The organism is Blautia sp. MSK17_66, from assembly GCF_020538025.1.
Classification (GTDB): Bacteria; Bacillota; Clostridia; order Lachnospirales; family Lachnospiraceae; genus Blautia_A.
This window is the reverse complement of sequence record NZ_JAJBNQ010000044.1, coordinates 1-12,317: the sequence shown is the minus strand read 5'-3', so window position 1 is coordinate 12,317 and position 12,317 is coordinate 1. Positions and strand designations below refer to the sequence as shown.

Genomic DNA, 12,317 nt, shown 5'->3' with positions numbered 1-12,317 from the left:
GCATACACGAAGAAACAGTAAGCGGTATTCGTGAGAATCCGCATTATCTCGATGTGAGTATGTTTAATCATATTTTGAGTGGCAGAGAATTTTATGGCGAAAACAACAGGAATCAAGCTGATTGCCAACAACAAAAAAGCCTTTCATGATTATTTTATAGAAGATACCTATGAGGCAGGTATTTCTCTGGCCGGAACAGAGGTAAAATCTCTTCGCATGGGTAAGTGCAGTATCAAGGAATCCTTTATCCGTGTGGAGAGGGGCGAGGTATATATTTACGGTATGCATATCAGCCCTTATGAAAAGGGAAATATTTTTAATAAGGATCCGCTGCGTGTGCGCAAACTGCTCCTGCACAGATATGAGATAAATAAGATTGAGGGAAAACTTCAGGAGAAGGGGCTTACCCTGGTCCCTCTGAAGGTATACTTCAAGGGAAGCCTTGTGAAGGTTGAGATCGGCGTGGCACGTGGTAAGAAATTATATGACAAGCGACAGGATATTGCCAAAAAAGATCAGCGCCGGGAAGCAGAGAGAGAGTTTAAGGTTAAAAATCTGTAACTTTAAAAATTGTATGAATTTTGAGACATTTGGTTGACAAGAATCTGAGACTCTGTATAATTAAAGATAACTGTAACTATATGAAGATTTGGATAGATGAATCATGACATCACAGAATAATGCGTAATAGGAAACAGGAGGGATAGATATGTTTAAAAAACGTTATTTGGCCATTGCAGGATTTGCTGTACTGCTTATAGCAGCAACAGGATGCGGCAAGAAGAACACAACAGAACAGACGCCAGTCCAGGTAACGCCTACTGAAACTCCTCAGGCGACGCCTACAGTTACGATAGAGCTTGTAAATATGGAAGAAACGACGGAGAAGAATGTAATTGGTGAGAAGACTGCGACAGCATCTAAGCTTGCCATTGTAAACCGCACTGGTTCAGAAATCGCTGCTATTTATATTCGAGAGACACCGACAGATGCCTCTGAGGATGAAGACGAGGATGACAGTACAGATGAATGGGGCAATGATCTTGTAAATGGCATGTTTACACTGAAGAATGGTGAAAATGCGATTTATTATTATCAAAAGCCGTCCTCAGCAAAAACAACTTATGATATCCGCATTACCTACACCGATGAGGATGCAAACGAGTGCTTCTTCAGAAATCTTCCGTTGGCATCCATAAAGCAGATCACTTTGCGTATGGATGGAAAGGGTGAGGATGCAATTCCGTATGCAACTTATCTTACAACAAATGCCACGAAGGAAGTTTCTACATTAAATGAGGTTAAGAAGAGACTGGGACTGGATTCAGACAGTGAAGATCCGACTCCGACTCCGGAGCAGGACAGTGAGGATCCGACCCCGACCCCGGAGGCATCAGATCCGGAGCCAACACAGGCACCTTCAGATGATGATAACAATAACAACAATAATAATAACGACGGTGATGATAACACAGATACAAGACCGACAGATTCTACGATCCAGACTGCAGAAGACTATATCGGCAAATCTCTGGATGATCTGATTTCTGCAATCGGGGATTCGGTTTCCTCAGAATATGATGAGGATCCGGACAATGGCACAAGCGGATATTATTATTATAATAATTTCACGGTTTCAACAACTGTAGGTCCTGACGGAAACGAAATCGTTACAGGTGTATGGTAAAGAACAGTAACGGTTCGCTCAGAGAAACGTACAAAGAAATACTGGTGCGGATGCATCGGGGGAAAGGATAAACAATATGAAGAGAATTTTACTGAAATTAAGCGGAGAAGCTCTGGCGGGAGCAGAAAAGAAGGGATTTGATGAGGCTACGGTCATTGCCGTTGCAAAGCAGATCCGTACGATCGTAGAAGAGGGAACACAGGTAGGAATCGTTATCGGTGGAGGAAACTTCTGGAGAGGACGTACCAGTGAAACGATCGACCGTAACAAGGCAGATCAGATCGGTATGCTGGCTACAGTTATGAACTGTATCTATGTTTCCGATATCTGCAGATATCTCGGACTTCGCACAGAGATTTTCACACCGTTTGTATGTGGTGCATTTACCAGCCTGTATTCAAAGGATGCAGTGGAGGAAGGCTTTGCACAGGGTAAGGTTCTGTTCTTTGCAGGCGGTACAGGCCATCCGTATTTTTCTACAGATACAGCAACGGTACTTCGTGCTGTTGAGATCGAGGCAGAGGCAATTCTTCTTGCCAAAGCAGTGGACGGAATCTATGACAGCGATCCGAAGGTGAACCCAAATGCTGTAAAATACGATGAGATCAGCATTCAGGAGGTTGTTGACAAGAAGCTGGCAGCTATGGACCTTACAGCTTCTATCATGTGCCTGGAGCAGAAAATGCCGATGCTTGTTTTCGGACTTGAAGGAGAAAACAGTATTATCAATACCGTTCACGGTAAATTCAACGGTACAAAAGTAACTGTATAGTTCTTTAAACAGAGTGAACAGTAACATTGTATAAGTAACCGTCAGTGAACAGAACAGTTAGCTGTATAAAATAAATCATCATAAGAGGGAGATTTGACAAATGGATGAAAGAGTTCAGAAATATGAGCAGAAGATGACCAAGACACTGAAAGGCTTTGAGGAGGAGCTGACAACGATCCGTGCAGGACGTGCGAATCCGCATATTCTTGATAAGATCACTGTAGATTATTATGGAAGCCCGACACCGATCCAGCAGGTGGCAAACATCACTGTACCGGAAGCACGTATGATCCAGATCCAGCCATGGGAAGCAAGCCTGATCAAAGGAATTGAAAAAGCAATCCTTACATCTGATCTTGGTCTGAATCCGAACAATGATGGTAAGCTGATCCGTCTGGTACTTCCGGAACTTACAGAGGAACGTCGTAAAGAACTGGTAAAAGACGTCAAGAAAAAAGGTGAGGCAGCCAAGGTTGCTGTCCGCAATGTTCGCCGTGATGCAAATGATGCATTTAAGAAACTTGCAAAACAGGATGTTTCTGAGGATGAGATCAAAGATCTTGAGGATGCTGTACAGAAACTGACAGATCAGTTCATCAAGAAGATCGATGCTGCAGTAGATACCAAAGCAAAAGAAATTCTGACTGTATAATCCCGGTCAGGACTGAGAGGAGAGGGAGAGCCGGCAAAAGGCTCTCTTTCTGTTGTATAAAATTTACCAGAGAAAAAGAGGAGAATCTTATGAAAGTACCAAATCATATTGCCATTATCCTTGATGGAAACGGCAGGTGGGCAAAGGCAAAGGGAATGCCCAGAGGATACGGACATATTAAGGGATGTGCAAATCTGGAGACGATCTGTGACGATATCAAAGATCTTGGTGTAAAATATCTGACAGTCTATGCTTTTTCTACAGAGAACTGGAAACGTTCCAGGGAAGAAGTTGAGGGACTTATGAAACTGTTCAGAAGTTATCTTAAGAAGTGCATGAAGAGTGCCGAGAAGAATCATATGCGTGTCAAGATAATCGGCGATCCGTCTGCTTTTGCACCGGATATCCAGGATAAGATCCATCAGCTGGAGGAATTTTCCAAGGATTATGATGAACTTTATTTTCAGATCGCGCTGAATTACGGAAGCCGTGATGAGATTGTCAGAAGTATCCGTAAACTTGCAGCTGATGTGGCAGACGGCAAGGTTGCACCGGATGCGATTGATGAGTCCTGCTTCGAAAATTATCTGGATACTGCCGGGGTGCCGGATCCGGATCTTCTGATCCGAACAAGCGGAGAGCAGAGATTATCTAATTTCCTGATGTGGCAGCTTGCATACACAGAGTTTTATTTTACAGATGTTCCGTGGCCGGATTTTCATAAGAAAGAGCTGATCGAAGCGATTGAGAAATATAATGCAAGAGACCGGAGATATGGCGGAGTCAAGGAGGAGTAATTATGTTTAAAACACGACTGATCAGTGGAATCTTTCTGGTAATTGCAGCGCTTCTGACGATCATCAGCGGAGGATATGTGCTTTTTGTGACTCTGCTCTGCGTTTCTCTTCTCGGGATCCAGGAACTTTACAAGGCTATGGAAGTCCATAAGGATGGAATCGGACTTCTGGAAATGGCAGGATATCTGGGTGCAGTTTTGTATTATGCATCTCTGCTTCTGGACTTTGAGAGATATGGAATGATGGCGGTCCTTCTGGGGCTGGTGCTTCTGATGTTTGTATATGTATTCACATACCCCAAATATGAGGCAGACCAGGTGATGTCAGCGTTTTTTGGAATCGTATATGTGGCGGTCATGCTGTCTTTTATCTTTCTTACCAGAAACCTGGAGGGAGGAAAATTTATTGTATGGCTGATCTTCCTTTGCTCCTGGGGCTGTGACACCTGTGCTTATTGTGTGGGAATGCTGATCGGAAAGCACAAGATGGCGCCGGTATTAAGCCCAAAGAAATCCATAGAGGGAGCTGTCGGCGGTGTTGTCGGAGCAGCAGCACTTGGTGCGATCTATGCGGCAGTCACTCATGGACCGGTTGTGGAATATGCAGTGATCTGTGCAGTTGGAGCTCTGATCTCCATGGTAGGAGACCTGGCCGCATCTGCGATCAAGAGAAACAGGGGAATCAAGGATTATGGCAAACTGATACCGGGGCACGGAGGAATTCTGGACCGGTTTGACAGTGTGATCTTTACTTCTCCGATCATCTTTTATCTTGCAAAGATGCTTCTTGGTTTATAAATTTCGGATGGAAGGAGGAATTTTGTTACTATGAAAAAAATAGCAATTTTAGGTTCTACAGGCTCTATTGGAACACAGACACTGGATGTTGTTCGTGCAAATAAGGATATTGAAGTTCTGGGTATCAGTGCGGGGAGGAACATTGAGAAGCTGGAAGAGCAGATCAGGGAGTTTTCTCCGAAGCTGGCAGCTGTCTGGGATGAGAAGGCAGCAGAAGACCTCGCACAGAAAATCCAGGACACTGATACAAAGGTAGTGTCAGGAATGGATGGACTTCTTGAACTGGCGGCCATGCCGGGAACAGAAATCCTTGTAACAGCAATCGTAGGAATGCTTGGTATTCGTCCTACGATCGAGGCGATCCGTGCGGGTAAGGATATTGCTCTGGCAAATAAAGAAACCCTGGTAACTGCAGGACATCTGATCATGCCGATGGCAAAGGAGTACGGAGTAAAAATCCTTCCGGTTGACAGTGAGCACAGTGCGATCTTTCAGGCTCTGAATGGAGAAGACAGCAAAGAAATACATAAGCTTCTGATCACGGCATCCGGCGGTCCGTTCCGTGGAAGAAAGAGAGATGATCTTGAAAAGGTGACTCTTGAGGATACCCTGAAGCATCCGAACTGGGTGATGGGACAAAAGATTACGGTAGATTCCGCGACCCTGGTAAATAAAGGCCTTGAGGTCATGGAAGCCAAATGGCTTTTCGGGGTGGATCTTGATCATATTCAGGTGGTGGTCCAGCCGCAGAGTGTGATCCATTCCATGGTGGAGTTTGAGGATGGTGGCATCATTGCCCAGCTTGGAACACCGGATATGCGCCTTCCGATCCAGTATGCACTTTATTATCCGCACAGAAGATATCTTGCCGGCGACCGCCTTGATTTTGCGAAGCTTGGTCAGATAACTTTTGAAGAGCCGGATATGGAGACATTCCTGGGACTTCCGATGGCAATCAGGGCTTCCAGAGAGGGCGGCTCCATGCCGACGGTATTCAATGCAGCAAATGAGCTTGCAGTAAAGAAATTCCTGCATCGAGAGATCAGATTCCTGGATATTTATGATATCATCGGGCAGGCTATGGAAAGACATAAAAAAATCGAATATCCAAAGTTAGAGGATATTCTTGCAGTAGAAAACGAGACTTATCAGTGGATTGAAAGCAGGTGGTAAATTGAAGATTCTGATTGCGATCATCATGTTCAGTGCAATCATTTTGATACATGAGCTGGGACATTTCCTTCTGGCCAAAATAAATGGAATCAGTGTAACAGAGTTTTCACTTGGCATGGGACCAAGGCTGTTCAGTATCCAGAAGGGAGAAACACGTTATTCCGTGAAACTGCTGCCTCTGGGCGGTTCCTGCGCGATGGTCGGTGAGGATACCGCGGAGGAAGAGCTTCCGGGATCTTTTAATGCAGCCCCGGTCTGGGCGAGAATCTCTGTAGTGGCAGCAGGACCGGTATTTAATTTTATTCTTGCATTTATTCTGTCCGTGATCATTGTAGGATTTGTCGGTTATGATCCGGCAGAGATCATGGATGTCCAGAAGGACTCGGCAGCAGAAACGGCAGGGCTTGAAACCGGAGATGTTATTACAGAGTACAATGGATATCATGTGGACCTGGCGAAGGATCTGTATGTTTACAGCTATCTGAATGAACTGAAAGAGGGGGACACTGTCATACTGAAAGTGCGCCGTGACGGCGAGACAAAGGAAATCCAGTATACACCAGATGTATCTGTGAGATATCTCCTTGGATTTAACCGCTCGGATGCTTCTTCCATGACAGTAGAATCTCTGATCGCGGGAATGCCTCTTGAAATGGCCGGTCTGCAGCCGGGAGATACGATCACGGCAATCAACGGAACGGAGATCGCAGATGGAGAAGCATACGATGCCTATCTCAAAGAGCATCCACTCTCTGATGAGCCGGTGGAGATTACCTATGTGCGTGATGGACTGGATTATACGGCGACGATCACACCGCAGGAATACCGTACACCACAGCTGGGCTTTTCTTACAATCTTGGTTACGAGAAAACCAGTGGACTGGGCGTGCTGAAATATGGTGTTCTGGAAGTGAAGTATATGATTCGTACGACACTTCTGAGTCTGAAGCAGCTGGTTACCGGAAGCCTTGGATTTAAAGATTTGAGCGGACCGGTGGGAGTTGTTGATGCGATCGGAACGACTTACGAAGAGAGTAAGAGCGAGGGCACACTGATGCTCTGGATGAACCTGTTGAATATGGCAGTATTTCTGTCAGCAAACCTTGGGGTTATGAACCTTCTGCCTCTTCCGGCACTGGACGGAGGAAGACTGGTCTTTCTGGTCATCGAAGCAATTCGAAGAAAACCAATCAACCGGGAAGTGGAGGGAATGGTTCATTTTGCAGGACTGATGCTTCTGATGGCGTTGATGGTCGTGGTCATGTACAATGACATCCTGAAAATTTTCTGACATCCGGCAGTCTGACAAACTGCCGGAAATACAGTGATGGCACAGGTTTTGACTTAATAGCTGGGAATAAGAAGTGAATTGGAGATTATGAGAAATAAATATATGGTAGCGGTTGTATTCTCGGCTCTGCTTCTGGGTGGCAGTATCTGCCATCCGACAGGGGAGATCCTGGCGGCAGAACAGCAGGAGAATGCAGAGGACGACCTGAATTATGAAACCGATACCCTGAAAGTAAATATAGAACAGAAAGATACAGGATATACGAAATACTGGATCGCTCATGTGCAGACATTCAGTACAAAGCAATTGAAATCTGCCTTATGCGGAGGAACCTATGGAAATCCGCGAAAGACAACTTCAGAAGAACTTGCAGCTCACGATGGGATCATTGGCATTAACGGAAGTGCGTTTTCCTATGGCTCAGGGGAGCCGGCACCAGGCAAGACGATGATCAAAGACGGCCGTGTCTACAATGATGTCAGCTCAAACGGAAACATTTTCTGCGTCACAGAAGATGGAGGGATGTTTACCGCGGCAGCAGGCATGACAACAAAAGATCTTCTGAATCGTGGTGTGCAGGATACCTATTGTTTTGGACCGACTCTTGTAGAAAATGGCAAGGTCTGTGAAATTTCAGGACAGTTTCACCAGACTGCCCGATATCAGAGGGCAGCTGTTGGAATGGTAAATCCGGGAGATTATTATCTTGTGGTCGTGGACGGTAAGGGATATGGTGGTTCCCAGGGAATGACTTATCAGGAATTGCAGCAGGTTTTTCTGAATCTGGACTGTGATTATGCCTATAATCTGGATGGCGGCGGTTCGGCAACTCTGGTTTTTCAGGGAAAAGTGCTGAATATGCTGACCGACAAAGGAAAAGAGAGAGCCTGCGGAGATATCCTTTATTTTGTGGATGCAGGCAGCGGCTCAGAGGGGAAAGACATTGTCGTACATGAAGAGGAAGGAATGATCCATTCTGCCGAAGATTCTATATGGTGATTTTTTTGATGTGATGATGAGAGGGAAAGAGTTTAAAGCTGATAAGCTTTGAATTCTTTCCCTTTTTATGTTCAGTGTCTCTGTATTGCAGGAAGATATAGCAGGATTTTACAATGATTTTATATAGAAATCATATAAACGGGATAGTTGCATCAGGATAAAAATGCTACGATAATTTTCGGAACAGAGATAATGACCGGAAAAGGAGTGCGTAAATATATGATAAAAACCTACGTAATAGATACCAATGTACTGATCCAGGCACCATATGCGTTAGAATGCTTTGAGGACAATGATCTTGTACTTCCGCTGGTAGTGCTCGAAGAACTGGATGGATTAAAGAAATCCGATGGAGAAAAAGGTGCCAATGCCAGGGCTGCTGTGCGAAAACTGGAAGGATACAGACAAAAAGGTGACTTATTACAGGGGGTGAAGCTTCCGGGCGGAGGCATTTTGCGGATAGAAAAAAATTTTGTACATGTAGAGCTGCCTCCGGAGCTTCCGGATGACAAACCTGATAACAGGATACTGAAAGTATGTGAAGGACTGTCAGAAACAGAAAAAGACAAACAGGTCGTACTTGTTACAAAAGATATTGTATTACGCCTGAAGGCACAGATGCTGGGGATCAAGGCGGAGGATTTCGAAAAAGAACAGATTTCGGATGATGATGCCCAATATACCGGACGAACAGAGGCGTATATCCCGGAAGATAAGGTTAAGGAATTCAAAAAGAAAGGAATCTTGCTGACTGAGGTTTATCAGAGTGATGAAAACGGAAATCATAGTATACCAGAATTTCATGAGAATGAATTTGTTATTCTGACACCGGATCAGTCTGACAAAAAGACACTGCTGGGAAGAGTATCTGGAAATAAAGTTGTTCCTTTGATTTACAAAAAAAGTAAACCCTACGGAGTATCACCAAGAAATGTGGGACAGTATTTTATGCAGGAAGCACTTATGACAGATGCAAAAGTGGCGCCTCTTGTGATCATCAAGGGTATGGCCGGAACTGCAAAAACCTTTTATTCCCTTGCAGTCGGAATGGAAAAGGTCTATAACAATCCATCAAAGGAATATCGCCGTGTAATTGTATGCAGGCCGAATGCACAGTTTGATGATGATATCGGATTTCTGCCAGGTGATGAAAAAGAAAAAATAGCACCCCTGATGAGACCAGTCATTGATAATCTGGAACAGATTCTGGATTCAGATGAAAAGCAAAGATACGAAGACGAGCAGGAGTTAAGTGATAAGATAACAGAGGTTTTTGAACGGGGGATCATTCAGACAGAAGCCTTGAATTTTATAAGGGGAAGATCGATCGCGAAGACATACCTGATCATTGATGAAGCACAGAATATGACGCCAAATCAGGTAAAAGGAATTATCACAAGAGCCGGACAGGGAACAAAAATCATATTACTGGGAGATCCCGGACAGATTGATAAACCATTTCTGGATGAAAAAACCAACGGATTGAGTTATGCTGCCAAACATATGATGAACAGTCCTCTTTGCTGGCAGATCACATTGTCGGCAGAAGAATGTGAGAGATCTCTGCTGGCGATGGATGCAATAAAAAGACTTTGACCGGATTAAATATTGTAGTAAGGAGCAAAAAATTGAAGTATAAGGAAATAGCGAACAATAAAGAAATCAATGCGTATTTAAAAAAAGGCAATGAAAATCTTGGACAGCTTGGTTTTACAGATCATTCACAGGCACATTGCGTCCAGGTGGCACATCAGGCAGGAAAACTCCTCAAACGCCTTGGATATGCGGAACATGAGATTGAACTTGCAAAAATTGCCGGATATATGCATGATATCGGCAATGCGATCAACAGAGAACATCATGCGGAGTACGGAGCACTTCTTGCAAATGATCTGCTGAAAGATACAAATATGTCTTTGGAAGACAGGGTAACTGTCATATCGGCGATCGGAAATCATGATGAATCGACAGGAAACCCGGAGGATATCGTATCAGCGGCTCTCATTATTGCGGATAAAACGGATGTGCGAAGAAGCCGCGTGCGTCAGAAAGAAAAAGCGGCGTTCGATATTCATGACCGTGTAAATTATGCAGTTACAGACTCGAAGTTAAAGATTGATGAGGAAAAGTCTGTGATCGCACTGAATCTTCAGATTGATGAAAATATCTGTTCCATGTACGACTATTTTGAGATATTTCTTGACAGAATGATGTTCTGCAGAAAATCAGCAGAGATCCTGGGAACAACTTTCAAGCTGACGGTAAACGGACGTAAAGTATTATAAGATAAAGGAAAACATGAGGAATGTTTTTCCTGTTCTTCTGTCATTTGTCTCTGGAAGTGGACAGACGATCGAGAAAGTCAGAACAGATTCTTTCATCGGTTAGGGCAGAGCAGCCGGTAAGCATTGCATTTCAGGTAGGTGCAGAATTTGAGCATCTTGTGATTCCGGTGTTGTTGTACATGATGCGCCGGTGAACGACACTACAGCACAGGATTACTATGTGCGTTATAAAGATTATATCAAAAATGTAGCAAGCAGTGAGATTTATGCGACCTGGCCGGACGATACGATACGGGCGAATATACGGGCGATCATATTCTTTACGCTGAACAGGGTTTATACAGAATGGTACCGGAATGTTCACTGATTCGGTATTGCAGGAAGATTAAGTAACTGCCCAAATTGGACTTGCTATATGAATGTAAATACTATATAGTATAGAATGTAAGTAGTAATCTAAATTTTCTAATAAGCGATTTTTCAGGCAATATCTGCAACTGATTCCAAAGATAAAAATACATAATTTCAAAGAGATTAAGTATTCAATAAAACTCGTTAAAATGTTATAATGTAGGTACAAAAAGGAGTATTATATGAATAATACGATTTTTGATGATGTATTTCGTACAATGATCGAGAAGATGCCATATCTGGCGGTACCGCTGATTAACGAGGTATTCCATACATCATACCCGGAAGATGTGAAGATCACACAGCTTCGTAATGAACATCAGCAGGAGGATGGAGAGATTATTACAGATTCTTGTCTGCTGATCGGAAAGAAAATGTATCATATTGAATGTCAGAGCACAGATGATACGACAATGGTTATTCGCATGATTGAGTATGATTTTGCGATCGGCATAGAACATGCAGAGAAACAGGGACGCAGATACAGGATAGAATTTCCAAAGTCCTGCGTACTGTTTCTGAGAAGTTCTGGAAATACGCCGGATTATCTGGAAGCAGATGTGGTTTTTCCAGATGGAAATACATACTTATATTCCATACCGACTATAAAAATGGCTGACTATACAAAAGACAGCATTTTTGAGAAAAATCTGTTAATGCTGCTGCCGTTTTATATTATGAGATACGAGAAAAAAGAACATGATTTTAATAACAATCCGGAATTATTTCAGGTACTCTTAAATGAATACGAGGAAATTCGGATAAGTCTGGAAAAAGAACTGACAGAAACAGGAAGATCGGAGTTATATACAGATCTGACGAAATTGATTGTAAAGATTGCGGATTATATTTTTCAAAAAGAAGAGGATATCCGGAAAGGAATAGGTGAGATAATGGGTGGAAAAGTTCTGGAACTGGAATCTGAAAGACTTAAAGCAGAAGGAAAAGCGATTGGTCAGGCTCAGGGAGAAAATCGCTTGGGAAGCTTGATTACTAGACTGATCCAAGATCAGAGAACTGAAGAAATTCCAGTTGTATCAGTAGATCCTAAGCGACGTGAGCAGTTATATAAAGAATATAATCTTTAACATAATATATAACAAGAATTCTCCTACCTCTGCAGGTAGTGAGATGAATTGTAGATCTGAGCATAAATGCTCAAAAGAATTTTATAAATAAAAAAGGAAACACTTGTTCCTGTAGATGATTTGTATTATAATGAAAAAGAACATATTGTTCAGAAATAGCAATTGAAATCATTTGTAAACAGGTAGGAATAAGGTGAGGAAAATAAATCGGGCAGTAAAAGTAAGAATCTATCCAAATGCAGAACAACGTGTACAAATAGAAAAAACAATTGGCTGCAGCCGATTTATCTATAACTGTATGCTTGCAGATAAAATGGAACATTATAAAAAAGAAAAAAAGATGTTAAGGAACACACCAGCCAGTT

14 protein-coding genes and 1 pseudogene are annotated in these 12,317 nt (G+C 43.1%); all 15 read left to right on the top strand.

Translation table 11 applies throughout. From position 1 onward, the window contains the following. Nucleotides 1–93: 93 nt before the first annotated feature. A complete protein-coding gene (gene smpB / locus LIR34_RS16960) occupies nucleotides 94–561 on the top strand; it encodes an SsrA-binding protein SmpB (protein ID WP_161284504.1) in 468 nt (155 codons plus the stop codon). Between the two features lie 148 nt (nucleotides 562–709). Then, nucleotides 710–1,687 (top strand): hypothetical protein, encoded by a 978-nt coding sequence (locus LIR34_RS16955; protein ID WP_173903374.1) that lies wholly within the window; start codon nucleotides 710–712, stop codon nucleotides 1,685–1,687. A gap of 76 nt (nucleotides 1,688–1,763) precedes the next feature. Further along, nucleotides 1,764–2,459, top strand: coding sequence for a UMP kinase (pyrH, locus tag LIR34_RS16950; protein WP_173903373.1), 696 nt, complete (start codon nucleotides 1,764–1,766; stop codon nucleotides 2,457–2,459). Between the two features lie 100 nt (nucleotides 2,460–2,559). Further along, nucleotides 2,560–3,111, top strand: a complete 552-nt coding sequence (frr, locus tag LIR34_RS16945; RefSeq protein WP_173903372.1) for a ribosome recycling factor — start codon at nucleotides 2,560–2,562, stop codon at nucleotides 3,109–3,111. Nucleotides 3,112–3,167: 56 nt separating this feature from the next. Next, a complete protein-coding gene (locus tag LIR34_RS16940; RefSeq protein ID WP_173903375.1) occupies nucleotides 3,168–3,908 on the top strand; it encodes an isoprenyl transferase in 741 nt (246 codons plus the stop codon). 2 nt (nucleotides 3,909–3,910) lie between these two features. Further along, the gene (locus LIR34_RS16935; protein ID WP_173903371.1) at nucleotides 3,911–4,705 is read left to right on the top strand and encodes a phosphatidate cytidylyltransferase; all 795 of its coding nucleotides are present in this window, start codon (nucleotides 3,911–3,913) and stop codon (nucleotides 4,703–4,705) included. A gap of 30 nt (nucleotides 4,706–4,735) precedes the next feature. Then, nucleotides 4,736–5,878, top strand: coding sequence for a 1-deoxy-D-xylulose-5-phosphate reductoisomerase (gene dxr / locus LIR34_RS16930; protein ID WP_173903370.1), 1,143 nt, complete (start codon nucleotides 4,736–4,738; stop codon nucleotides 5,876–5,878). Between the two features lies 1 nt (nucleotide 5,879). Beyond that, nucleotides 5,880–7,169, top strand: a complete 1,290-nt coding sequence (rseP, locus tag LIR34_RS16925) for an RIP metalloprotease RseP (protein WP_173903369.1) — start codon at nucleotides 5,880–5,882, stop codon at nucleotides 7,167–7,169. An 87-nt stretch (nucleotides 7,170–7,256) separates the two neighbouring features. Next, the gene (locus LIR34_RS16920; protein ID WP_173903368.1) at nucleotides 7,257–8,168 is read left to right on the top strand and encodes a phosphodiester glycosidase family protein; all 912 of its coding nucleotides are present in this window, start codon (nucleotides 7,257–7,259) and stop codon (nucleotides 8,166–8,168) included. Nucleotides 8,169–8,387: 219 nt separating this feature from the next. Beyond that, nucleotides 8,388–9,764: a PhoH family protein gene (locus LIR34_RS16915; RefSeq protein ID WP_173903367.1), complete on the top strand. Its 1,377-nt coding sequence runs from the start codon at nucleotides 8,388–8,390 to the stop codon at nucleotides 9,762–9,764. A gap of 32 nt (nucleotides 9,765–9,796) precedes the next feature. Further along, nucleotides 9,797–10,453, top strand: a complete 657-nt coding sequence (locus LIR34_RS16910; protein ID WP_173903366.1) for an HD domain-containing protein — start codon at nucleotides 9,797–9,799, stop codon at nucleotides 10,451–10,453. Between the two features lie 20 nt (nucleotides 10,454–10,473). After that, nucleotides 10,474–10,647, top strand: coding sequence for a hypothetical protein (locus LIR34_RS16905; protein ID WP_173903365.1), 174 nt, complete (start codon nucleotides 10,474–10,476; stop codon nucleotides 10,645–10,647). Then, nucleotides 10,623–10,811, top strand: a pseudogene (locus LIR34_RS16900) (peptidoglycan-binding protein); the annotation flags it as partial. The gene LIR34_RS16905 and the pseudogene LIR34_RS16900, both read left to right, overlap by 25 nt. Nucleotides 10,812–11,046: 235 nt before the next feature. Continuing rightward, the gene (locus LIR34_RS16895) at nucleotides 11,047–11,952 is read left to right on the top strand and encodes a hypothetical protein (protein WP_173903364.1); all 906 of its coding nucleotides are present in this window, start codon (nucleotides 11,047–11,049) and stop codon (nucleotides 11,950–11,952) included. Between the two features lie 193 nt (nucleotides 11,953–12,145). Beyond that, nucleotides 12,146–12,317 (top strand): helix-turn-helix domain-containing protein (locus tag LIR34_RS18030; protein ID WP_173903363.1); only part of this gene is annotated, 172 nt, incomplete at its 3' end.

Excerpts from the sequence above, each read along its gene's own strand:
- LIR34_RS16905 (WP_173903365.1), top strand. The coding sequence starts at position 10,474 with ATGTTTTTCCTGTTCTTCTGTCATTTGTCTCTGGAAGTGGACAGACGA.
- dxr (WP_173903370.1), top strand. The coding sequence starts at position 4,736 with ATGAAAAAAATAGCAATTTTAGGTTCTACAGGCTCTATTGGAACACAG.
- frr (WP_173903372.1), top strand. The coding sequence starts at position 2,560 with ATGGATGAAAGAGTTCAGAAATATGAGCAGAAGATGACCAAGACACTG.
- LIR34_RS16935 (WP_173903371.1), top strand. The coding sequence starts at position 3,911 with ATGTTTAAAACACGACTGATCAGTGGAATCTTTCTGGTAATTGCAGCG.
- LIR34_RS16920 (WP_173903368.1), top strand. The coding sequence starts at position 7,257 with ATGAGAAATAAATATATGGTAGCGGTTGTATTCTCGGCTCTGCTTCTG.
- LIR34_RS16915 (WP_173903367.1), top strand. The coding sequence starts at position 8,388 with ATGATAAAAACCTACGTAATAGATACCAATGTACTGATCCAGGCACCA.
- LIR34_RS16955 (WP_173903374.1), top strand. The coding sequence starts at position 710 with ATGTTTAAAAAACGTTATTTGGCCATTGCAGGATTTGCTGTACTGCTT.
- LIR34_RS16895 (WP_173903364.1), top strand. The coding sequence starts at position 11,047 with ATGAATAATACGATTTTTGATGATGTATTTCGTACAATGATCGAGAAG.
- pyrH (WP_173903373.1), top strand. The coding sequence starts at position 1,764 with ATGAAGAGAATTTTACTGAAATTAAGCGGAGAAGCTCTGGCGGGAGCA.
- smpB (WP_161284504.1), top strand. The coding sequence starts at position 94 with ATGGCGAAAACAACAGGAATCAAGCTGATTGCCAACAACAAAAAAGCC.